The 21,322-nt window shown below is 75.2% G+C and carries 22 protein-coding genes; 8 read left to right on the top strand and 14 right to left on the bottom strand.

What is annotated here, in order from left to right; translation table 11 throughout:
- Positions 1–27 precede the first annotated feature (27 nt).
- Both ACI79U_RS19535 and ACI79U_RS19530 read right to left on the bottom strand, forming a co-directional pair.
- A complete protein-coding gene (locus ACI79U_RS19535) occupies positions 28–483 on the bottom strand; it encodes an ATP-binding protein (RefSeq protein ID WP_457071574.1) in 456 nt (151 codons plus the stop codon).
- Positions 480–2,666: a SpoIIE family protein phosphatase gene (locus tag ACI79U_RS19530; protein WP_457071577.1), complete on the bottom strand. Its 2,187-nt coding sequence runs from the start codon at positions 2,664–2,666 to the stop codon at positions 480–482. Before ACI79U_RS19530 ends, ACI79U_RS19535 begins: the two co-directional genes overlap by 4 nt.
- A gap of 143 nt (positions 2,667–2,809) precedes the next feature.
- Here ACI79U_RS19530 and ACI79U_RS19525 point away from each other — a divergent pair, with 143 nt between their 5' ends.
- Positions 2,810–3,904 carry an NAD(P)/FAD-dependent oxidoreductase gene (locus ACI79U_RS19525; RefSeq protein ID WP_457071579.1) on the top strand — a complete coding sequence of 365 codons (1,095 nt, stop codon included), beginning with the start codon at positions 2,810–2,812 and terminating at the stop codon, positions 3,902–3,904.
- The gene (locus ACI79U_RS19520) at positions 3,901–4,410 is read left to right on the top strand and encodes a GNAT family N-acetyltransferase (RefSeq protein ID WP_457071581.1); all 510 of its coding nucleotides are present in this window, start codon (positions 3,901–3,903) and stop codon (positions 4,408–4,410) included. The genes ACI79U_RS19525 and ACI79U_RS19520 overlap by 4 nt, the downstream gene beginning before the upstream one ends.
- Positions 4,411–4,417: 7 nt before the next feature.
- On the opposite strand, the gene ACI79U_RS19515 is transcribed toward ACI79U_RS19520, so the two are convergent.
- Positions 4,418–4,855 (bottom strand): hypothetical protein, encoded by a 438-nt coding sequence (locus tag ACI79U_RS19515; protein WP_457071583.1) that lies wholly within the window; start codon positions 4,853–4,855, stop codon positions 4,418–4,420.
- 42 nt (positions 4,856–4,897) lie between these two features.
- Entirely contained in the window at positions 4,898–5,752 is an 855-nt protein-coding gene (locus ACI79U_RS19510; RefSeq protein ID WP_457072679.1) for a reverse transcriptase family protein, read from the bottom strand.
- A gap of 740 nt (positions 5,753–6,492) precedes the next feature.
- Between ACI79U_RS19510 and ACI79U_RS19505 the strand changes: the two genes are divergently transcribed.
- The gene (locus ACI79U_RS19505) at positions 6,493–7,458 is read left to right on the top strand and encodes a DMT family transporter (RefSeq protein ID WP_457071587.1); all 966 of its coding nucleotides are present in this window, start codon (positions 6,493–6,495) and stop codon (positions 7,456–7,458) included.
- 73 nt (positions 7,459–7,531) lie between these two features.
- On the opposite strand, the gene ACI79U_RS19500 is transcribed toward ACI79U_RS19505, so the two are convergent.
- A complete protein-coding gene (locus ACI79U_RS19500; protein WP_457071589.1) occupies positions 7,532–7,927 on the bottom strand; it encodes a PPOX class F420-dependent oxidoreductase in 396 nt (131 codons plus the stop codon).
- 70 nt (positions 7,928–7,997) lie between these two features.
- Positions 7,998–10,097, bottom strand: a complete 2,100-nt coding sequence (locus ACI79U_RS19495) for a SpoIIE family protein phosphatase (protein ID WP_457072677.1) — start codon at positions 10,095–10,097, stop codon at positions 7,998–8,000.
- 210 nt (positions 10,098–10,307) lie between these two features.
- On the opposite strand from ACI79U_RS19495, the gene ACI79U_RS19490 reads away from it, so the two are divergent.
- Positions 10,308–11,966, top strand: coding sequence for an APC family permease (locus ACI79U_RS19490; protein WP_457071593.1), 1,659 nt, complete (start codon positions 10,308–10,310; stop codon positions 11,964–11,966).
- 113 nt (positions 11,967–12,079) lie between these two features.
- Positions 12,080–12,262 (top strand): hypothetical protein, encoded by a 183-nt coding sequence (locus tag ACI79U_RS19485; protein WP_457071596.1) that lies wholly within the window; start codon positions 12,080–12,082, stop codon positions 12,260–12,262.
- Between the two features lie 7 nt (positions 12,263–12,269).
- Here the strand turns inward: ACI79U_RS19485 and ACI79U_RS19480 are convergent, their stop codons facing one another.
- Both ACI79U_RS19480 and ACI79U_RS19475 read right to left on the bottom strand, forming a co-directional pair.
- Positions 12,270–13,481, bottom strand: coding sequence for a DUF2786 domain-containing protein (locus ACI79U_RS19480; protein ID WP_457071598.1), 1,212 nt, complete (start codon positions 13,479–13,481; stop codon positions 12,270–12,272).
- A gap of 196 nt (positions 13,482–13,677) precedes the next feature.
- A complete protein-coding gene (locus ACI79U_RS19475) occupies positions 13,678–13,890 on the bottom strand; it encodes a hypothetical protein (RefSeq protein WP_457071600.1) in 213 nt (70 codons plus the stop codon).
- A 181-nt stretch (positions 13,891–14,071) separates the two neighbouring features.
- On the opposite strand from ACI79U_RS19475, the gene ACI79U_RS19470 reads away from it, so the two are divergent.
- The 3 genes from ACI79U_RS19470 to ACI79U_RS19460 all read left to right on the top strand — a co-directional run bounded on the left by ACI79U_RS19470 (position 14,072) and on the right by ACI79U_RS19460 (position 16,494).
- The gene (locus ACI79U_RS19470) at positions 14,072–15,253 is read left to right on the top strand and encodes an acyl-CoA dehydrogenase family protein (protein ID WP_457071602.1); all 1,182 of its coding nucleotides are present in this window, start codon (positions 14,072–14,074) and stop codon (positions 15,251–15,253) included.
- Between the two features lie 98 nt (positions 15,254–15,351).
- The gene (locus tag ACI79U_RS19465; protein ID WP_457071604.1) at positions 15,352–15,618 is read left to right on the top strand and encodes an Atu4866 domain-containing protein; all 267 of its coding nucleotides are present in this window, start codon (positions 15,352–15,354) and stop codon (positions 15,616–15,618) included.
- A 171-nt stretch (positions 15,619–15,789) separates the two neighbouring features.
- A complete protein-coding gene (locus ACI79U_RS19460) occupies positions 15,790–16,494 on the top strand; it encodes a response regulator (protein WP_457071606.1) in 705 nt (234 codons plus the stop codon).
- 23 nt (positions 16,495–16,517) lie between these two features.
- Here the strand turns inward: ACI79U_RS19460 and ACI79U_RS19455 are convergent, their stop codons facing one another.
- From ACI79U_RS19455 to ACI79U_RS19430, 6 genes are all read right to left on the bottom strand, one after another.
- Positions 16,518–17,339: a response regulator gene (locus ACI79U_RS19455; protein ID WP_457071608.1), complete on the bottom strand. Its 822-nt coding sequence runs from the start codon at positions 17,337–17,339 to the stop codon at positions 16,518–16,520.
- Positions 17,333–17,743 carry a hypothetical protein gene (locus tag ACI79U_RS19450; RefSeq protein ID WP_457071610.1) on the bottom strand — a complete coding sequence of 137 codons (411 nt, stop codon included), beginning with the start codon at positions 17,741–17,743 and terminating at the stop codon, positions 17,333–17,335. Before ACI79U_RS19450 ends, ACI79U_RS19455 begins: the two co-directional genes overlap by 7 nt.
- Complete coding sequence (locus tag ACI79U_RS19445; RefSeq protein WP_457071612.1) at positions 17,740–18,393, bottom strand: signal peptidase I; 654 nt, start codon at positions 18,391–18,393, stop codon at positions 17,740–17,742. Before ACI79U_RS19445 ends, ACI79U_RS19450 begins: the two co-directional genes overlap by 4 nt.
- 44 nt (positions 18,394–18,437) lie before the next feature.
- A complete protein-coding gene (locus ACI79U_RS19440) occupies positions 18,438–19,067 on the bottom strand; it encodes a TasA family protein (RefSeq protein ID WP_457071614.1) in 630 nt (209 codons plus the stop codon).
- A 206-nt stretch (positions 19,068–19,273) separates the two neighbouring features.
- A complete protein-coding gene (locus tag ACI79U_RS19435) occupies positions 19,274–20,704 on the bottom strand; it encodes a sensor histidine kinase (protein ID WP_457071616.1) in 1,431 nt (476 codons plus the stop codon).
- Complete coding sequence (locus ACI79U_RS19430) at positions 20,701–21,105, bottom strand: response regulator (protein ID WP_457071618.1); 405 nt, start codon at positions 21,103–21,105, stop codon at positions 20,701–20,703. The genes ACI79U_RS19435 and ACI79U_RS19430 overlap by 4 nt, the downstream gene beginning before the upstream one ends.
- Positions 21,106–21,322 lie beyond the last annotated feature (217 nt).

Below are 21,322 nucleotides of genomic sequence, written 5' to 3'. Positions count from 1 at the left end.
GCCGGAGCGGTGGGTGGGCCGTCCGCCTCAGCCCTGCTCGGTCAGGCTGACGAAGCCCCACACGTGCTTGCGGCCGGCCTCGGGCGCCCAGCCGTGCGCCGCGCAGAGCCGCGCGATGAGGTGCAGCCCCAGCCCGCCGTGGGCGGGGTCCCGGTCCACGGCGGGGACGGGCGGGTCCCGCGGGTCGGCGTCGGTGACGTCGATCAGCCAGCCGGTGCTCGCCGCGGTGACGGTGGTCCACACCGGCTGCCGGCCGTGCCGGACGCCGTTCGACGTCAGCTCCTCGAACGCGAGCAGCAACCGCTCGACCGCTGACCCGTCGGCATCCGCGTCGCCGTCGACCCGGTCGGGAGGCAGCGCCTCGGCCCGCAGCAGGCGGCGGTACCGGGTGAGGTCGGCGGGACGGCGGAGCTCCCAGCTCCAGGACCGCCACACCTGCAGCGGCCGCGGTGGGGTGAGCATCGGCCAGGCGAGGGAGCTCATGCGGGGTCCTCCAGCGAGGTCGGGACGACGGCCGGCCCGGCCTCGGCGGGGCGGGGCCGGTCCTGGCGGTGCAGGCGGACGGCGACCAGGGCGACGTCGTCGTCCGGGCGGCCCTGCACCATCCGGTCGAGCACCCCGTCGGAGAAGTCCTCCAGCGACGCACCGGCCAGGTCCGCGACGACGTCGACCAACCGGGCCTGCCCGTCGTCGAGGGATGCGTCGCGGCGCTCGACCAGCCCGTCGGTGTAGAGCAGCACGCTGTCCCCCCGGTCGAGGACGTGCACCCGTTCGCGCCGCCGCGTCGCCGGGTCGACGCCGAGGAGGAGGTCGGCGCGGCCGTCGTCGAGCACGGTGACCTCGCCGTCCGGGGTGATGACCAGCGGCGGGGGGTGCCCGGCGCTGGCCCACACCAGCCGGGTGACGCCCTGCGCCACCTCCTCCGGGGTCTGCTCGAACCGGGCGACCGCTGCGGTGGCGATGGTGTTCATCATCAGCGTCTCCATCGACGCGTCCAGGCCGCGCAGCACCTCGGCCGGGCCGGCGCCGCTGTACGTGGCGATCCCGCGCAGCAGCCCGCGCAGCTGTCCCATGGCGGCCGCGGCGGCCGTGTCGTGCCCGACCACGTCGCCGATCACCAGCATCGTCGTCCCGCTGGGCTGGAGGAACGCGTCGTACCAGTCGCCGCCCACCTGGGCGGCCTCGGCGGCGGGCAGGTAGCGCACCACGATCTCGGCGTGGTCGGGCCCCGGGGGGTCGGTGAGCAGGCTGCGCTGCAGGCTCTCGGCCATCGTGGCCTGCGCGTTCACCAGGCGGGCGTTGTCCAGCGCCAGGCCGATCCGGTCGGCGATCTCCTGGGCGGTCGACTCCCACGCCGGGTCGGCCGGACGCCCGGCGCCGCTGAGCAGGGTGAGCGCGCCGAACACCGAGCCGCGGCCGCGGAGCGGCAGCTTCACCGCGCGGACCGGGCCCAGCGACCGCAGCTGCCGGCGCGCCTCCCCGTCGGGCAGCGAGGCCGCCAGCTCGGAGGCCGGCACCGACTCCGGCCGGCCGGTGTCCAGCACCCGCGCCAGCGAGCTGTGCAGGTGGACCGTCTCGGCACGGGCGGACACGTAGCGGGTGAGCCGTGCACGCAGCGCCGGGTCGGCGTGCGCCCAGCCGACGTCGCGGGGGCGCCCGCCGTCGTCCACCACCGTGACGATGCAGGCGTCCGCCAGGGCCGGCACCAGCGCGTGCGGCAGCGCCCCCACGGTGGCCGCGACGTCGTGCGCCTCGATGAGGGCGGTGTTGACCCGGGCGAGCAGGGCGAGGCGGGCGGCGAGGCGTGCCGACTCCTCGACCGAGCGCTGCCGGTCGGTGACGTCGGAGAAGTACAGCGACAGCCCGTCGGTGGAGGGCCAGCACAGCACGTCGAACCAGGCGTCCAGCGGAGCCGGGTAGTAGGCGGTGAGCGTCTGCGGCTCCCGTGTCTCGACGGCCCTCCGGTAGGTGGCTTCGAACTCGCTGCCCATCGCGTCGGGGAAGGCCTCCCACAGGGTGCGGCCCAGCAGGTCGGCCCGGGGGAGGCCCACCACCTCCTCCGCGGCCGGGTTGAGCAGGGTGAGCCGCCACTCGGTGTCCATCGACACGAACCCGGACGGCATCGCCTCGACCGTCCGGGAGGTGCGTCGCTCGGTCTCCCGGGCGGCCTCCACCTCCCGGGTGCGGGCGGTCAGCTCGGACTGCAGGCGCAGGACCTGGGCCTGCAGGTGCTCCCGCTCGGCCGGGTCGGGCAGCCGGGTCTCCTGCTCGCGCACGTAGTCGGTCAGGTCGTCGACCCGTTGCAGGAACACCTCCAGCTCGCCGTCCTCGCCCAGCACGGGGATGGCGGTGAGCGCCCACCAGCGGTCCTCGGCCAGCCCGGTGTCGGGGTCCACCAGCGGGTAGCGCTCGATCGGCAGGGTGTCGGGTCGGCCGGTGGCGCGTGCGCGCTCGAAGGAGCGGGCGATGTAGGGGACGCCGTCGGGGTCCAGCGCATCGGGTGCCGGCGGGAAGGCCGCGAACAGCTCCCGGCCGATGATCTGGTCCGCGACGACCCCGATCGTCCGCAGGTACGCCGGGTTCGCGTACCGGATCACCAGGCCGGGGGTCAGCACCAGGTGAGCTGCCGGCAGGGCCGCGAACAACTGCGCGAAATCAGGCTCCACTGCGTCGCTTCCCCGTCCGTCGCGGTGCCCGGAGTCCCGAGTACGCCGGCCGATCCTCGCAGACCGCCCGGTCCCGTCGCCGTGGCCGGTGGCGACGGACTCCAGGCCAGGCCGGCCGGGCCTGCCGGTGGCAGGCTGCACCCGTGGCAGCGCAGCGGCAGGTGGTCGTCATCGGTGGGGGAGTGCTGGGCGTCTCGACCGCTGCCCAGGTGGCCGCTCGGGGTGCCCGGGTCACGCTGCTGACCGACGGCGAACTGGCCGACGGGGCGTCGGGGCGGTCGCTGTCCTGGCTGAACTCCGCCGGCACCTTCCCGGCCGGGTACCACCGGCTGCGGGTGCTCGGGCTCGAGCGGTACCGCGCGCTCGACGTCCCCTGGGTCCGCTTCGACGGCGGGCTCCGCTGGGGCGACGGCGTCCGGGAGTCCTTCGCGCACCACCGCGAGATCGGCTACCCGGCCGAGTGGCTGACGCCGGCGCAGGTCGCCGACCGCGTCCCGGGGATCGACGCCACCGCCCTGCCGGACGACGGCGCCGAGTTCAACCCCGACGAGGGGTGGGTCGACCTGCCCGCGCTGATCGACCGGCTCGCCCGCGACCTCGTCGCCGCCGGAGGGGAGGTGCGCACCTCGACCGGCCGCTCCCGGGTCGTCGTCGAGGCCGGCCGGGTCACCGGCGTCCGCACCCGCACCGGTCTCCGGGTGCCCGCGGACGTCGCCCTGCTCGCCACCGGCGCCGGCGTGCCGGCCGCGCTCGCGGAGCTCGACGTGCCGATCCCCGACGCCACCACGAACGCGCTGCTGGTGCGCACCCCACCGGTCGACCACGGCCTCCGCGCCGTGCTGAACACCCCGCGGGTGGCGCTGCGCCCGGCGCCCGGCGGCGCCCTGGTGATGGACGCCGCGTGGTCGGAGGAGGAGGTCGTCCGCCGCGACGACGGCACCTTCGACGTCCGCGACTCGACGGTGGCGGGCCTGCTCGCCGAGGCGTCCCGGCTGCTCGCCGGCCACCCGCCGCTGACCGCGGCGTCGATCGGCGTGGGGCGCAAGCCGATCCCCGGCGACGGCCACCCCGTGCTCGGCCCGGTGCCCGGGGTCGACGGCCTGCACGTCGCCTTCACCCACAGCGGCGCGACGCTGGCGCTCATCGCCGGCGAGCTGCTCGCCGGGGAGATGGTGGACGGCGGACCGAGCCCCCTGCTGGACCCGTTCCGGGTGGACCGGTTCGCCTCCTCCCGGTGACGGGTTCCCCGGCGCACCCGCCGATGCCGGTCCACCTGGAGACCGCCCGGCTGGTGCTCACGCCCGAGGAACCGGCCGACGCCCCCTGGCTGGCGGAGCTGTTCACCGCGCGCGGCAGCGGGCCGTGCACCGTCGCGGAGGCCGGCGAGCGGATCACGGCGATGCAGGAGCTCTGGGCGACGCACGGCATCGGGGCGTTGGTGCTGCGCCGTCGCCCGGACGGCGAGCCGCTGGGCTACGCGGCGATCGTCGTGGGCAGGGGATCGGTCGCGGAACCCGAGCTGGCCTACGAGCTGCTTGCCCGCCACCACGGCCAGGGGTACGCGACCGAGGCGGCCCGCGCCGTGCTGGACGCCGCGTTCGCGACCGGGCGGCCCCGCATCTGGTCGACGGTCCGGGCGTGGAACGCGCCGTCGCTCCGGGTGCTGGAGAAGCTCGGGTTCCGTCGGTGCCACAGCACCACCGACTCGGCCGGCGAGCTGGTCTGGTTGGTCGCCTCCCGCTGAGCCGGCGCTACGACTCCTCGACCACCGCGCCCGGGGAGCCGGCGACGACCTCCCGCTCCAGGGCGGCGAAGCCGTACCGGACCGGGACCACGAGCGGCCGCCCCGTCCGCAGCTCGATCACCGCGAGCTGGGGAGAGAGCCGGCTGCGCCGGACCAGCGCGACGTCCAGCAGCGAGACGGTGCCGCGTCGCAGCGGCGTCGCCCAGTGCAGCCGCGCCCCGTCGACCCGCAGCTCCACCGAGATCCGGAAGAGGAACCACCAGGCGTTCCAGCCCAGGGCGCCGAGCCAGAGCAGCAGGAACACCAGCGGGGGCCCGTCGCCTCGCACCGTCGCGGCGACGAGCCACATCGCGGCGACGGCGAACACGGCGAACACGAGCGGGAACAGCCACCGGGCGCCCCGGATCGGTCGGTAGCTCACCGGCGGGGTCGTCTCGTCGATCACCCGTCCAGAGTGCCCGAACGTCACGCGGGCGCACGGCGCGGACTACGCCGCCGACCAGTCGATGCGGTCGGCCAGCCGGTGTGCCCGCGCGCCGAACCCGGGGTCGATCGACGCCGCCCACGCCACCCGGCCCAGCACGTGGTCGCGGAACGTCGCCGGGTCGCGGTCGCGCACCTGGGACCGCCAGCCGTGCACCGCGCAGTTGTGCAGCAGGGCCCGCAGCGCGTCCCGCTCCGGCCGCGGCAGCGTCGGGTGCACGTTCACCACCGCACCCAGCACCGACTGCCGCCCCGCCGCCGTCGTCGACCGGGTCTTCGCCGCGTTCAGCCGGAACCCCTCCTCGGCCACCACCTCGCCGACCAGCGCCTCGAACCGCCCCCGGTCCAGCCCGCGGTCACCGCTGAAGGTCAGGTCGTCGACGTACCGCGTGTACTCCGCACCGAACGACGCGGCCAGCCCCGCCAGCCGGCGGTCCAGCCGGAACGCCACCAGGTTCGCCAGCGCCGGTGACGTCGGCGCCCCCGGCGGCAGGTGCGGCACCGCCAGCCGCCGGCCGATCCGGACGTGCCGGTCGAGGTCGGCCGGCACCGGCACCGCCGCCCACACCGACCGCGGCACCACCGTCGTCACCAGCCCCGTGACCGCGTGCGCCACCGGCTCCGGCAGCCCGCCCACCGTCCGCAGCAGCGCGCGCACCCGTTCGGCCGCGATGCTCGGGAAGAACGCCTCCAGGTCCAGCTGCAGCACCACCGCCGCCCCGGTGTGCGGCGCCACCGCCGTGCGCACCGAGCGCCCCGGCACGCAGCCGTGCGCCGCCCCGTGCACCGGCAGCGGGCCCACCACGTGCCGCAGCAGCCGCCGCTGCGCCTCCTTCAGCCGCGGCTTGGGCGCGGCCACCAGCCGGGAGCCGACCGTCCGCCACCGGTAGTGCCGCAGCGGCTCCCGCACCGTGCGTTCCAGCCGGTGCGCATCGGCGAACCAGGCCAGCTCGCCGGCGTCCAGGTCCAGCAGCCGGGCCAGCGCCGCCAGGTCGGGCAGCTCCGTCACCCCGTACCGGCGGAACGCCACGTCGGTGGTCGTCGGCTGCCAGTGCACCACCCGCGGTTGCGGCACCACCGTCCAGCCGCGCCGCCAGCCCTCCGTCGTCCGGACGAACCCGGCGAGCTCCCGCGGCCGGTCCACCGGGGCGTCCCGGTAGGCCGCCAGCACCTCGCCGACCAGCGTGCCCACCCACCGCGGCGCCCGCGGGAACCCCAGCGCGACCGCCGTCCGCCGGACCATCTCCCGCCGCCGCCAGCGGCCACCCAGCAGGGCGACGGCGATGCCGGCGGCGGTGGTCGCCGCCCGCCGCTCGGTCGGTGCGATCACCGGTCGGGTGCGCGACGGGGCGGCCAGCCAGCCCCTGATCGAGGCGCCATCAGGTGCGCGGAGCGCACGGCCGGGCGGGTGACGAGATGCTGAGCACGAACACGACCCCCGGGGTTGCCCCGGGGTGACCGGTCGACGCCGGTCGTCCTGCCCACCCCGTCGCGCACCGGGCCCACCGTAGCGGCGGACACCTGTGACGGGTGGGGCTCGTGCGCCGCGGGCTCGTCGTCGCCCGGCCTCGACGACGATCCTGTGGTGGACTCGGCGGTGTGACTGCGGCCATCGTCCTGGCGCTGCTGTCGGCGTGCGCCTTCGCGACCTCCACGGTGGTGCAGCACCGGTGCGCGACGTCGGCGGGGGAGTCCCTGCCGGACGGCGCCGTGCTCCGGCTGGTCGGCCGGCTGGTCCGGCACCGCGGCTGGCTGCTCGGTCAGCTCGCCGCACTCGTCGGTTTCCTGCTGCACGCCGCCGCGCTCACGTTCGGCCCGGTGGTCATCGTCCAGCCGCTGCTCTCCGGTGGGCTCGTCCTCTCGCTGGCCCTCGGCGCGCTGATCGACCGGCGGCACCCCGGCCGCACGCTGCCCGACCGGGGGCAGTGGGTCGCCGCCGGGCTGGTGGTCGTGGCGCTCGCCGTCTTCGTCGTCTCCGCCAAGCCCGACCACGGCTCCCGGTTCGCCGAACCGGCGCCGCTGCTGGCCTGCCTCGGCGCCGGCGCCGGCAGCATGGTGCTGGCCGCGCTGTGGGCGCTGCGCCCCTCCGCGCCGCACAAGGCGCTGGCCCTCGGCATCGCCGCCGGGTTCGGCTTCGGCCTCACCGGCCTGCTGCTCAAGGACGTCGTCGCGCACCCGCCTGCCGAGCTGCTGACCTCCTGGACCACCTACGTGCTGCTGGCCAGCGGCGCCGCGTCGATCGTCTTCGCCCAGTGGGCCTACCAGTCCGGCGCGCTGATCGAGATGCTCCCGGCGATGGCGGTGCTCGAGCCGCTGGTGGCCGTCGGGCTGGCCAGCCTGGTCTACGGCGAGCGCCTGCAGCCGGGCCTGCTCGCCACCGCCGGGCAGGTGTTCGGCGTCGTCGCGCTGGTCGTCGGGGTCGCGGTGCTGGCCCGGCGGTCGGCGGCCCAGGAGGAGTCCGAGGTCCCGCTGGGGCTGCCCCCGCCGGCGTCCGTCGCCGTCCCGCACTCCATCGAGCAGCACGACCGCGACCGCACCTCGGGTCGGAGCGGCGTCAGGCGCTGACCGGCCCCCGCTCACGCCGGCTGCGTGACCGGGGGAGTGGTGCCCGTGGCGGTTCCGGACGGCGGTTCGCGGGTCAGCCCTGGGGCGAGGTGATCCGGTCCGCGGCGATCCGCACGATCAGCCGCTGCTGGTCGCGGCCGCCGTACCAGGGGTAGGGGCCGCCGAGGTACTTCTGCGCGAGCTGCTCGATGTGCTCGGCGGCACCGTCCGCGGTGACCTCCACGACCCGGCCCCGGACGGCGACGTACCGGGACACGTCAGCGGGGTCGGCCACGTTCACCGCCACCCGCGGGTCGCGCGCCATGTTCTTCACCTTCTGGAACCCCGCCACGGTGTTGACCACGATGTGCGTCCCGTCGGTGTCCACCCAGGTCTGGGTCATCTGCGGCGACCCGTCGGGCATCAGCGTGGCCAGGAAGCAGGGGCTCGGCCCGCGGAGCAGGGTGAGCAGCGAGGCGGGCAGTTCCACGGTGGTCCTCCCAGACGGGGTGGGGCGACGCCGTGACCCTGGCACGGCCGCGCCCCACCCGCCGGGTGGGCTACGGGGACGCCGGGTCGGCCGGGACGGCGTCGGGCACCCGGTTGGGCCCCGCCTCGGCCGGCCGCGGCCGGTCCTGCGGGTGCAGCCGGACGGCGACCAGCGCGACGTCGTCGTCCGGCTTGCCCTCGACCAGCCGCTCGATCAGCTCGTCGCACAGCTGCTGCAACGGCCGCTCGGCGAGCTCGGCCAGCGCGGTGCGCAGCCGGTCCAGGCCGGTGTCCAGGTCCGCGTCGCGGCGCTCGATGAGCCCGTCGGTGTAGAGCAGCACGGTCGCGCCCCGGTCCAGGGTCACCACCGAGTCGGTGCGCACCGTCGCGGAGTCCACGCCGAGCAGCAGGTCTGCCTTCCAGTCGGCGAGCACCGCCACGCTGCCGTCGGGGTTGAGCGCCAGCGGCGGCAGGTGCCCGGCGTTGGCCCAGATCATCCGGGTCACCCCGCGCTCCCGCTCGTCGTCGGTCTGCTCGAACCGGGCGACGGCCGCGGTGGCGATGGTGTCCAGCTGCAGCATCGTCATCGCGGTGTCCAGCCCGCGCAGCACCTCCGCCGGCGCCGCGTCGCTGTAGACCGCGATGCCGCGCAGCAGGCTGCGCACCTGGCCCATCGCGGCGGCGGCCGCGGTGTCGTGGCCGACGACGTCGCCGATGACCAGCATCGTCGAGCCGTTGGGCTGCAGGAACGCGTCGTACCAGTCCCCGCCCACCCGGGCCGCCTCCGCCGCGGGCAGGTAGCGCACCACGATCTCGGCGTGGTCGGGTTCCGGTGGGTCGGTGAGCAGGCTGCGCTGCAGCCCCTCGGCCATCTGCTGCTGCTGGCCGAACAGCCGGGCGTTGTCCAGCGCCAGGCCGGCCCGGTCGGCGACGTCCTGGGCGACGGCGACGTCCTCGTCGGTGGGCTCGTGCCCATCGGCGTAGAAGAGGGTGAGCAGGCCGAGGGTGCGGCCTCGGGCGCGCAGCGGCAGCGCCACCTCGCTGCCCGGGGCGAGCACCGCGATCAGCTCCCGTGCCGGGCCGATCGGCAGCAGCTGGGCCACGTCCTCCCCGCGGAAGGAGACCGCCTCCTCCGCGTACAGCGCCCGCGCGACCGGCGCGGTCAGCGGCATCGCGTCCAGCCGGACCGCGGCGTAGCGGTCCAGCAGGGCGCGGCTGGCCGGGTCGACGTGCCAGCTGCCGACGTCGCGCGGCTGCCCGTCGGCGTCGATGACGGTCACGATGCAGAAGTCGGCCAGTGCCGGGACGACGATCCGCGGCAGCCGCGCCGTCGCCGACTGGACGTCCAGGGTGCCGGCCAGCTCCGCGCTCACCCGGGCGAGCAGGGCCAGCCGCCGGACGGCGCGCTCGGCCCGGTCCTGCGCCCGGCGGCGTTCGGTGACCTCCAGGAAGTAGACCGACAGCCCCTCGGGGGTGGGCCAGGCGCGGAGTTCGTACCAGCCGTCGAGCGGGGCCGGGTAGTGCGCGTCGAACGCGATCGGGGTCCCGGTCGTGAGCGCCTCCTGGAACCGCTCCTCGAAGATGCTGTTGACCGCGGCGGGGAAGGCCTCCCACACGACCCGCCCGAGCAGCTGCTCCCGGGAGTGGTGCAGCAGGCGCTCGGCCTCGGCGTTGACGTGGGTGAACCGCCACTCGTGGTCCAGCGAGTAGAAGCCGGCGGGCATCGCCTCGAGCACCCGGGTCACCCGCGCCTCGCCGTCCAGCGCGGCGGTGACGTCGGCGGCCACGCCGATCAGCCGGACCGCGGTGCCGTCGTCGCCGGGCAGCGCCTTGCCCCGGGCGGAGACCCAGCGGGGGGCGTCCCCCGGCGGGACCACCCGGTAGACGGCGTCGAACTCACCGCACTCGGCGATCGCCGTCTCCAGCGCCTCGCTCACCCGGGGCAGGTCGTCGGGGTGCACCCGGGCGTTGAACGCCTCGATGGTCTGCTCGAAGGTCGTGACGTCGTACCCGAACAGCTCGATCAGGCGCTCGTCCCAGACCAGCTGCTTGGTGACCAGGTCCCAGTCGAAGGTGCCGATCTCCGCCGCGGCGATCGCCAGCTGGGCGCGCAGTTGCGCGGCCTCCTGGTCGGTGCCCGACGCCCCGCCGACTCCAGTCGGCTCTCTCACAGTCACCATCCACGTCGATGCCCCGGCGGCTCGCCGAAGAGTCACGGCTCGCTGTTGAGCACCTGACACGGAGTTATGTCACGTGCAGCCTGGTTGCCGCAACCACTCCGGACGCAGATCACGTCCGTGCCGCGGGCCGGGTCCCCCTGGTTCGCCGCCCGGCGCGCCGCTGTGCGATAACCGTGGCATGCAACCGATGGCGACCCCGGCGTGAGCAGCTCGTCCCCGGCGGGTGGGCAGCTCGCGCCGCCGCGGGTCGAGGGGCAGGCGGTCGACGGGCAGGCGGTCGACAAGGGGCTCAAGCGCGGCGCGCTCGGGCTGGCCTCCTCCATCGTGCTGGGCGTCTCCTCGACCGCGCCGGCCTACGCGCTCGCCGCGACCCTGGGCTTCGTCGTCATCGCCGTCGGGGTCAAGGCGCCGGCGATCATGCTGCTGGCGTTCGTGCCGATGTGGCTGATCGCGGTCGCCTACTCGGAGCTGAACAAGCGGGAGCCCGACTGCGGCACCACCTTCACCTGGGCGGCGCGGGCCTTCGGTCCGCGCACCGGGTGGATGGGTGGCTGGGGGATCATCGCCGCCGACGTCATCGTGATGGCCAACCTGGCGCAGATCGCCGGCTCCTACGGCTACCGGCTGGTCGGGCTCGACGGGCTGGCCGAGAGCGCGCTCTGGACGACGGTCGCCGGCGTGGGCTGGATCGCCCTGATGACCTGGATCTGCTACCGCGGCATCGAGCCGACCGCCCGGCTGCAGAAGGTGCTGCTGGCGATCGAGGTCGTCGTGCTGGTCGCCTTCGCCGGCTACGCGCTGGTCAAGGTGTACGGCGGCGGTGCCCCCGCGGGGTCGCTGACCCCGTCGCTGTCCTGGCTGTGGCCGTCGGGGGTGAGCTGGCCGGCGCTCACCGAGGCCGCGCTGCTGGCGATCTTCATCTACTGGGGCTGGGACTCCGCGCTCGCGGTGAACGAGGAGACCGCCGACCCGACCCGGTCCCCGGGGCGCGCGGCGATCATCTCCACGGTGCTGCTGGTGGGCATCTACGTGGTGGTCTCGGTGGCCACCGTCGCCTTCGCCGGCGTCGGCAGCGAGGGCATCGGGCTGGGCAACGAGGCCAACGCCGAGGACGTCTTCGCCGCTCTCGGGGCCACCGTCTTCGGCGACGACGTCGCCGGCCGGGCGTTCGAGGCGCTGCTGATCATCTCGGTGCTCAGCTCGGCCGCCGCCTGCACGCAGACGACGATCCTGCCCACCGCCCGCGGCACGCTGTCGATGGCCGCCTACGGCGCGCTGCCCCGTTCCTTCGCCCGGATCCACCCCCGGTACCTGACGCCGACGGTGTCCACCCTCTGGATGGGCATCGTCTCGATCGCCTTCTACGTGGGGCTCACCCTGGTCAGCGAGAACGTGCTGATCGACTCGATCACCGCGACCGGCATGCTCATCGCCTTCTACTACGGGCTGACCGGCTTCGCCTGCGCCTGGGGGTTCCGGCGCTCGCTCCGGTCGGCGCGGGACGTGCTGATGCGCCTCGTGCTGCCGCTGCTGGGCGGGCTGTTCATGCTGCTGGTCTTCGTGCTGGCCTGCGTCGAGTACGCCCACCCTGACTACGGCTACACGGTGATCGGCGGGGTGGGTGGCGTGTTCGTCGTCGGCGTCGGTTCGCTGGTGCTGGGCCTGGTGCTGATGGTCGTCTGGAACCTCGTCGCCCCGGCGTTCTTCCGCGGCGAGACGATGGCGCGCGGCACCGGGGACCTGCTGCTCGAGCCGGCCCAGGCGACCCTCGCGCTGCCGGACAGCACCGAGGCGACCGTCGTCGCCCCGGACCTGTCCAACCTGCCGCCGGGCCGCGACCCCTTCGACCCCCGCGCCTGACGGACGGCCGGCCCGACCTGACCCCTTCGGGGGCGGTGGTCGCCCGATCGGGCGCCCGGGGCTCAAGCTCCGGCTGGGACTGCCGACCTCTCCTGGGACGGAAGGGGTCGATCATGATGGTGTTGGCGTGCAATGCGGTGGGGCAGGCCTCGCTCGCTGCCGGGGTGGCGTCGCTGGACGACGTGCTGCCCGAGCAGCTGCTCTACGTGGCCGGGTGGATCAGCACCGCCACCGACCTGACCCAGCAGGCGATGCTGATGTCCGAGGTGGGCTCCACCTTCGACGTACTGATCTAAGCCCGGGTCAGCCTGACGGCAGGGCGCGACGGTCGCCGCCGAGGTCGGCCTCGTCGGCGGCTCGCCGCCCGGCGTCCCAGCCGGCCGGGTCGACCACCGGCCCCTGCCGCCGCCGGACGCGGGGGAACAGCTCCTCGACCGCCCGGTCGACCGCGGCCTCGCGGTCGGCCAGCAACGGCACGAGCGCGCTGCCGTACGTGGCCCGGGCCTCGGTGCGCGCCGCGTCGCGCGCGTCGGTGAGCCGCTCGGCGACCCGGGCGGCGTAGGCCAGCCAGAAGCCCCGGCGCCACGCCGTCGACCGGGTGCGGGTGCCGCCCTCGCGCAGCTCGAGGTCCAGCGCGCGGCCGGCCTGCACCAGCAGCGAGGTGACCAGCAGCTCGACCAGGTCCAGGTCGGCGGCGAACCCGACCAGCGTGGCGATGCCGAACGAGGGCATCAGCACCACCCGCACGCCGTTGGCCGCGGCGACGCCCTGCAGCACCGCCGCCTTGGCCTCGACGTGCGGGTCGTCGAGGTGGAACCGGCGCGCGGTGACCCCGCCCGCACCGGGCCCGGGGGTGGCCCCGTCCATCGCGGCGTCGATGGCGTAGCGGGCCATCAGCTCCTGGGCCTTGGCGGTCAGCGCCTCGGCCTCCGCGGCGAACTCGGTGGACTCCGCCTTGGCCAGCAGCCCGCGGACCCGGCTGAGCACCCGCTCGTCGCTGACCACCGTCGGGTCGGGACCGGTGCCTGCGGCCCACCGGGACGGCGGGGGCAGCAGCTCCTCCACCCGGGGCAGTGCCCGCAGCACGCCGATCACCCGCAGCACCTCGCGCCAGGCCGCCGCCGCGGCGGTGCCCTCGGCGCGCCACCACTCCGCGACGGTGCCGCCGCGGGCGTCCAGCGCGGCCAGCTGGGCCGACCAGGCGGCCGGCGCCCGGTCCGTGCCGGCCGGGGTGGACCCGGCGATCACCGTGGCCGCCAGTCGGGCGGCGCGCTGGTTGGCCCGGCGGCGCACCACGTGCACCACGTCCGCCGGCTGCCAGCCCGCCTCCCACAGGTGGGGGAGCAGCTCACCGAGCACCCGCTGGGCCTGGCCGTCGCTGTCCACCCCCGGGTCGCGGCTGGTCAGCCGGATGACGACCCGGTCCAGGTCGGCCACCCGGACCCCGGGCTCGGCCGCCAGCCGGCCGCCGGCCAGCAGCAGTCGCAGTACGTCCTCGGCGGTCGTCCCCTGCACGGGACCTCCTCATCGGTCGGGTGTCCCAGCGTGGGGGAGCGGCGTCGGCGGCGGGCGCCGGTCCGGCGACCGGTGGACAGGGGCTCCACCTGGGGACGGCGGAGCGCCGTGTCGGGCCCGGTCGCCTACCCTGCCAGCGGCCGCGCGGACCGCGAGCAGGGCCCTCGGTGGGCCGGCCGGTCGACGGTGCGGCGGCTCAGTCGTCCTCGCCGTCCTCCTGCTCCCCGCCGTCCTCCTGCTCGCCGCCGTCCTCCTGCCCACCGCCGCCGTCCTCGACGATGCCGCCGCCGTCCTCACCTTCCTCGCCGCCGCCGCAGGCGGCCGTGGTGAACGAGACGGTGGCGATGGCGATCCCGGCGAGGGCAGCCCGCCAGCGGGACCGGTGGCCGGGGAGGGTGGCACGGCTCATCGTCGTCAGCTCCTGGGGTGTCGGTCGCCGGATGACCCGGCGGACGTGCCCGCTCCGTGCCCCGCCGGCTGTCGCCGCACACCCCACCGCCCGGCGCCCGCCTGCCCCGGCGGCAGACGATTGTTACTGGCGAGTAGTACCGTCGGGGGGTCGACGCCGACGACGAGAGAGGCCCTGCCGCGTGACCACCGACCTGCTGCTGCCCGCCGACTTCTTCGCCTTCCAGTCGCTGCTCAGCGACGAGGAACAGAAGGAGCTGCTGGCCCTCCGCGAGTTCCTCGAGTCGGAGGTCAAGCCGCGGGTCAACGCGGCCTGGGCCGCCGCCGAGTTCCCGATGGACCTGATCCCGAAGTTCGCCGAGGCCGACATCGTCGGCCGTTCCTACGACTGGGAGGGCCGCCCCCGCGCCTCCCGGCTGTTCACCGGCTTCCAGGCGATGGAGCTGTCCCGGGTCGACGCCTCGATCGCCACCTTCCTCGGCGTGCACAACGGCCTGGCCATGGGCTCGATCATGATCCTCGGGTCGGAGGAGCAGCGGCAGCGCTGGATCCCCTCGATGATGGCGATGGAGACGATCGGCGCCTTCGCGCTGACCGAGCCCGAGGGCGGGTCCGACGTCGCCCGCGGCATGCGCACCACCGCCCGGCGGGACGGCGACTCCTGGGTGCTCGACGGCGCCAAGCGCTGGATCGGCAACGGCACCTTCGCCGACGTCGTCGTGGTGTTCGCCCGCGACGTCGCCGACGACCAGGTGAAGACCTTCGTCGTGGAGAAGGGCACCCCCGGCTTCACCGCCACCAAGATCGAGGACAAGTTCGCGCTGCGCACGGTCCAGAACGCCGACCTGACCTTCACCGGGTGCCGCATCCCGGCGGCGAACAAGCTCGAGGGCGGCAACTCCTTCCGCGACGTCAACAAGGTGCTCAAGGTGACCCGCGGCGGGGTGGCCTGGAGCGGCGTCGGCTGCCAGGTCGGGGCCTACGAGGCCGCGGTCGCCTACGCGAAGAGCCGGGAGCAGTTCGGCCGACCGATCGGTGGCTTCCAGCTGATCCAGGACCTGCTCGCCAAGATGCTCGGCAACGTCACCGCGAGCCTGGGGATGACCGTGCGGATCTCCCAGCTGCAGGAGGTCGACGCGCTCGGCGACGACCAGGCCGCGCTGGCCAAGAGCTACGTGACCAGCCGCGGCCGGGAGACCGTCGCGATGGCCCGCGAGCTGTTCGGCGGCAACGGCATCGTCCTGGACCACGACGTCGTCCGGTACTTCAACGACGCCGAGGCGCTGTACTCCTACGAGGGCACCCGGGAGATGAACACCCTCATCGTCGGCCGCTCGATCACCGGGATGGGCGCCTTCGTCTGAGGGGGAGCAGCGCGGCCTCCCTCCCGCTCCCGTCCCGGGCGACGGTGGGGGTGCGCTCTCCGGAGCGCACCCCACCTGTCCGGATGAGAGGGACCACCATGAGCACCACACCGACCGACCGCACCGGAGCCGAGCCGCAGTCGATGGTCGGCGCGTGGGTCGACGAGACCGGCTTCCTGGTGCAGGAGCTGCTGCCCGACGGCCGCTACGACGAGACCCGCGACGGACGTCCGCACGCCTACCAGGGCCGGTACTGGGTCGAGGGCAACCGGATCGAGTACCTCGACGACCTCGGGTTCCGTGCCTCGGGCGAGCTGCGGGACGGCGTCCTGCACCACGGCGGCTACCGGATGACCCGCCGCTGAGCGCCGCACCGCCGACCACGCGCGGGCCGACGCCCCGGGGGCGCCGGGCTCACCCGTTCGGGTGCACGGAGTCGGTGGCGGCTCGATCCCCGGCCCCCGCGTGACGATGACCTGCCCAGGACGCCGCACCTGCGGTGTCCTGCGAGCAGTGCATCGTGCGGAGGAGAGGTCGTGTCGGGTCAGTCGGTCCTCGTCGTCGAGGACACCCAGGAGATCCGCGAGCTCGTCGTGACCGTCCTGCGCCGGGCGGGCATGGACGTCCGCGAGGCGACGACCGGTGCCGAGTGCCTGGCCGAGGTGCGCCGGGAGGCCCCCGACGTCGTCGTGCTGGACCTCGGCCTGCCCGACGCCGACGGCACGGAGGTCTGCCGGCAGCTGCGCGCCGAGACCGACTGCTACGTGCTGATGCTGACCGCCCGCGCCGAGGAGGTCGACCTGCTCATCGGGCTGGCCGTCGGCGCCGACGGGTACATGGCCAAGCCTTTCTCCCCGCGCGAGCTGGTGGCCCGGGTGCAGACCATGTTGCGGCGCCCCCGGACGGTGGCGGTGCCCGAGCCGCGGGCGCCCCTCGAGGACTCCGTGCAGCGGCTGGCCGAGCTCGAGGTCGACCCGGACAGCCGCGAGGTGCGGGTGGACGGCGCTCCCGTCGACCTGACCCGCACCGAGTTCGACCTGCTGGCTGCGCTGGTCTCCCGGCCCGGCCGGGTGCTGCAGCGCGAGACGCTGCTGCGCGAGGTCTGGCAGACCGACTGGGAGGGCAACCTCCGGCTCGTCGAGGCACACATGTCCAACCTGCGCCGCAAGCTCGCCGCGGCGGGCCTGAACTCGCCGGAGATCAAGACCGTCCGAGGGGTCGGCTACCGCCTCGTCGCCTGATCAGCCGACCGGGAGCAGCCGGGTCACGCGGCCAGGTCGGAGCGGCGGGCGGCGAGCCGCCCGGCGGCGGCATCGGCGGCGAGCGCCAGGCCGGAGCCCTGCAGGCTGACCGCGTCGGCGACCCGGGCCAGCCGGCTGCGCCGCGCGGCCTCGTCGGCCGGGCGAGAGGTGCGGGCCAGGTCGGCCAGCTGCGCGAGCAGACCGTGCGCCATGATCCCGCGCCGGGCGTCGGCGGCGATGGCCCGGCAGACGCCGGCGACCTCGGGGTGCCCCAGCTGACCGGAGGTGCCGGCCAGGGTGTGCGCCGCGTCGGCGACGGCGCGCGGGTCGCCCACGCGGATCCCGGTGCTGATCGCGGAGAGCCGGCCGGCCAGCGCGTCGTCGTAGATGAGCTGCAGCCGCTCGGTGAGCTCGGCGTCCAGGTGGGCCTCGTGCAGGTCCTCGACGTCGACCATCTCCCGGGCGGCCGGCCCGGTGCCGGTGGTCGGTGCGGCGCGCCGGCGGACGAGGTCCAGCAGCGGGCGGGCGTCGAGCGGGGCGGTCAGGCAGGCGAGGGCGCCGGCCGCGACGGCGGCGGCGCGCACCTGCACGGTGGGCTGCTCGGCGACGACCAGGAACCGGGCGGTGCTGCCGGCGGCGCGGAGCTCGGTGAGCAGGGCGGGCCCGTCCTCGGCGCCGGGCACCGACGCGGCGGTGACCACCAGGTCCGGGGCGACGACGCCGGCGAGCCAGCGGGCGTCCTCGGCGTCCCCGGCCTCGTGGACCTGCCAGCCGGTCAGCTCGAGCAGGCCGGTGACCTGCCGGCGACCGGCGGCGGAGGGGTCGATCACGAGGGCGGTCAGCACGTGACTGGTCCTGTCTGCGATGCGGCGGTCCAGCCGTAGCTGGTGAGGGCGGTGACGGTGAAGGTCAGGCTGCGGTTCGTCTGGTAGCCGGAGACGGAGGCGCTCGTGGTCGAGGCGTCGGTCTGCGCCACCACCGTGGAGCCGCCACCGGACGTCTGGGCGGTGACCCGGTAGCCGATGACGTCGGGCCAGGTGCTGGGCGCCCAGGTGACCCTGGTGCTGAACCAGATGAAGCACCAGGTGCCGCGCGTGCCGACGTTCGTCGGTGGGGCGATGGTCGCGGTCCCGACGGTCGCGGTCGTCGTGGCCGTGTCGGTGTAGGCGGCCTGGGCGGGGGCGGTGAGCCCGAGCACGGTGGCCAGGGAGACGGCCCCCACGACGAGGGCCCGTCGGGCCCGGGTCACGGCTGGTCGTCCTCGTCCTCGGCTTCGGCGCGGGGGTTCGTGGTCTCGACGGGGCGCCAGATGGTCAGCAGCAGCCAGCCGGCCAGCAGCGCCGGGGCGCCGTAGACCAGGGCCTGGCTCACGACCGGGGTGCGGAGGGCCTCGATCAGGTGACCGAGCTCGGGCACCACGGCCTGCACCTGCCAGGCGGTGTCGCCCTGCAGCGTGGCCTGCCACGGGTCGATCGCAGCGTTGGCGTCACCCTTGGTCTCGACGGTGACCGTCCCGTTCTCGCCGTGCTCCACCGAGAGGACCCGGTGGGTGACGAGACGGTGGTCGTCGACCGGGATGTGGTAGGCGATGATCATCCCCGGCTCGACCTCGTCGACCGGCAGCGGCGTCACGATCGTGACGTCACCCGGGTCGATGACCGGGGACATGCTCCCGGTCAGCATCGTCATCGTGCGGTAGCCGAGGACGTGCGGGCCGATCGCCAGGACCGCGAAGAGCAGGACGGCGAGCGCGACGCCCAGCCGCACCGTCCAGCGCGACGCCCGGGCGAGGGCCCGCTTCCCGGCGCCCGACGGGCGGGTGGCCTGGGTCAGCTGCTGCGCCGGACGCTGGTCGTCGTCCGCGGTGGGTGCGAGGGGTGCGAGCAGGGCGGTGGTCATGGCGGTTCCTCCGGGAGGGTGTCAGCGGGTGGGGGAGCGCCGGGTCAGCGGGCGGTGCCGGTGGCCTGGGTGCCGGTGAACGTCAGGGCGAGCGTCGAGGTCTGCCCCTGGAACCGGTTGTCGGCGCTCTCGGGCAGCGACAGGGTGATCACCAGGTGGTCGGTGCCGCCGACGGCCAGGCTCTTCAGGTCGGCCGGGGTGGCGACGATGCGGGCCGGGCCCGCGACCAGCTCCGTGGGTGCACTGGTGCAGCTGTAGGTGGTCGCACCGCCGGTGGTGGACTCGGTCCACGCAACCGGGCAGGACTTGATGCTCAGCTGCAGTCCGTTGGCCTGGTCGGTGACAAGCACGCTGGACCCCTCGGCCGTCGACGAGAACTTCAGGCCGGAGAACGCCAGGTCGCCGTCGTTGGTCAGGTCGACCGCGCGGCTGAACGAGTCGCCGGGCACGAAGCCGGCCACGTTCATCGGCAGGGTGGCGGTGCCTGCCTGGTTCAGGTTGATGTCGAGCTTCCCGGTGCTGACCGAGGCGTTCAGCGGCGTGGTGCTGTCGGTGAACGTGCCGAAGGTGCCCAGGCCGGCGACGGCGGCCGCGGCGCCCACGACGCCGAGCGAACCGATGATCTTGCGGGCGGTGCGGCCGCGGGTGGCGGTGGCGGTGGTGGTGGCGCTCATGGCGGGTCTCCCTGGGCTCGTGCCGGTGTCGGCGGGGGATCCCGGCGACAGACACGACTCTGGCGGCCCTTCCGCAGGGGTCCCGCGAGCGATCCGCAAGAAAACCCCAAGAAGGAGCGCCCGACCGCAGACGCGACCGCCCCCGCCCGGAGGGGTCCGGACGGGGGCGGTCGCTGCGCCGTCCGTGGGATCCGGACGGGGGGCGGTCAGCCCAGGGGCAGCGCGACGACGAAGGTGGTGCCGCGCCCCTCGGCGCTGGTCACGTCGAGCGTGCCGCCGTGCGCCGTGGTGATCGCCTTGGTGATGGTGAGGCCGAGGCCGACCCCGGGGACGGCGTTGCGCCGCGCGGTCGAAGCGCGGAAGAAGCTGGTGAACAGCCGTCCCTGCTCACCGGTCGGGATGCCGACCCCGGTGTCACTCACCGACAGCAGGGCGACGGGGCGGGCGCCGGCGGTACCGGGGTCGACCTCCGCGCCGGCGCTGTCCTGCCAGCCCGGGCGCAGGTGCAGGGTGACCGAGCCGCCGGCGGGCGTGAACTTCACCGCGTTGGAGACCAGGTTGTCGCAGGCCTGTCCCAGCCGGAGCGGGTCGCCCCGCACCACCAGGCCGTCGGCGGGGACCTCCACCGCCAGGGCGATGCCGCGCGCGGTCGCGGTGACCCGTGCGGTCTCCTCGGCGGCGCGCACCACGGCGGCGAGGTCGACGTCCTCGGGCTGGAGGGTGAACTTCCCGGCGTCCACCTGGGCGGTGAACAGCAGGTCGCCGACCAGGCGGAGCAGGCGCTGGGCGTTGCGCTCGACGGTGCCCAGGTACTGGCGCTGCTCGTCGGTCAGCGGCTGGTCGGGGTCGTCGAGGACCAGTTCCAGGTAGCCGAGGATGGAGCTCAGCGGGGTGCGCAGCTCGTGGGAGATCAGGCTGACGAACTGGTCCTTGAGCCGTTCGGTGGCCCGCGCCTCGGTCATGTCGGTGGCGACGAAGTTCCAGCCGGCCTGCTCGCCGTCGTCGTCGGTGCGGGGGGTGATCGCGACGGCGACGGTGAGCCGCCGTCCGTCGGCGGTCAGGTACGTCCAGTCCCGGACGTCGCTGCCCTGCTCCCGCGCCACCTGCACGAGCGCGGCGAAGCGCGCGGCCGGGTCGGCGCCGGGCCGGAGCTCCTCGGGGTCGTGGAACTCGGTGATGTTCCGCTGCCGGACCACCTCCGCGCGCGGGAGCCCGAGCAGCCGCTCCGCCCCCGGGTTCCAGACCCGGACGACCCCGTCGGGGTCGGTGCCGATGATCGACTGCTCGGTGACGGCGTCGATGACGCTGGTCATGGTCTGTGCCCGGGCCCGCATCATCCGGGTGGCGACCTCGAGCTCCTCGGCCGTCGACTGCCCGAGGGTCACCAGTTCCCGGCGCTGGCCCTCCAGCGCCGCGGACGCGACGAGCTGCCCGCGCAGGCGCCTGGCCAGCTCGGCGACGGCGAGGACGGCGAGCAGCCCGGCGGCGCCGAGCAGCACCGTCGACTCCGGCCGGGTGAGCAGCACCGCCACCGCGGCGACGGCGCCGCCGGCCAGCGCGGTGGGGGCGACCCGGGAGGTCGGGGGAGGGGGCTCGGGAGGGGATCCGGCGGTGGTCGGCCGGAGCAGGGTGGTCACGCGGGGCTGCCCTGCGGGCAGAGCCGGCGGACCTCGGCGACCAGGCCGGCGACCGTGAACGGCTTGGGCAGGTAGGCGTCGGCGCCGGCGGCCAGCCCGCGGGCGACGTCGTCCGGGGATGCGCCGGCCGACAGCAGCAGCACCCGGGTGCCCGCGGTGGCGGGGTCGGCGCGCAGTTCGGCGCAGACCTCCAGTCCGGTGAGCTCGGGCATGGACACGTCGAGCACCACCAGGTCGGGTCGCCCGGTGCGGGCGGCGGCCAGCGCCTGCGCCCCGTCGGCGACCGCGGTGAGCAGCGTGCAGCCGGCCTTGCGCACGGCGACGGAGACCAGCAGCCGGATGTCCTCCTCGTCGTCGGCCACCAGCACCCGTGCGGCTGCGTCCACGGTGTCGCGGTCCACGGCGTCGCTCCTCTGCGGCAGGGCCCGTCCCCGGTCGGGGCGGGTCCGTCGCTTCGGGGAACGTCAGGTCCGCGGCGTTCCTGGAGCGGCGCCGCCCGATCCCTCACCCGTGGAGGGGACGTGGTCCGGCCGGACCCGGTCGCCCCTCCGGGCCCCCGGGCGGCTGCCCGCGGGCCGCCCGGGCGTGGGGGGGTGTAGTAGGTGGGGATTTACAAGT

The sequence above is a fragment of the Modestobacter sp. SYSU DS0904 genome (assembly GCF_054051115.1).
Note: the sequence above shows the minus strand (reverse complement) of the source record. Positions and strands in the feature narration are given on the sequence as shown.

Bases quoted from the DNA above. Each gene is read 5' to 3' on its own strand.
- ACI79U_RS19535 (WP_457071574.1), bottom strand. From the start codon at position 483: ATGAGCTCCCTCGCCTGGCCGATGCTCACCCCACCGCGGCCGCTGCAG.
- ACI79U_RS19485 (WP_457071596.1), top strand. From the start codon at position 12,080: ATGATGGTGTTGGCGTGCAATGCGGTGGGGCAGGCCTCGCTCGCTGCC.
- ACI79U_RS19475 (WP_457071600.1), bottom strand. From the start codon at position 13,890: ATGAGCCGTGCCACCCTCCCCGGCCACCGGTCCCGCTGGCGGGCTGCC.
- ACI79U_RS19465 (WP_457071604.1), top strand. From the start codon at position 15,352: ATGAGCACCACACCGACCGACCGCACCGGAGCCGAGCCGCAGTCGATG.
- ACI79U_RS19445 (WP_457071612.1), bottom strand. From the start codon at position 18,393: ATGACCACCGCCCTGCTCGCACCCCTCGCACCCACCGCGGACGACGAC.
- ACI79U_RS19440 (WP_457071614.1), bottom strand. From the start codon at position 19,067: ATGAGCGCCACCACCACCGCCACCGCCACCCGCGGCCGCACCGCCCGC.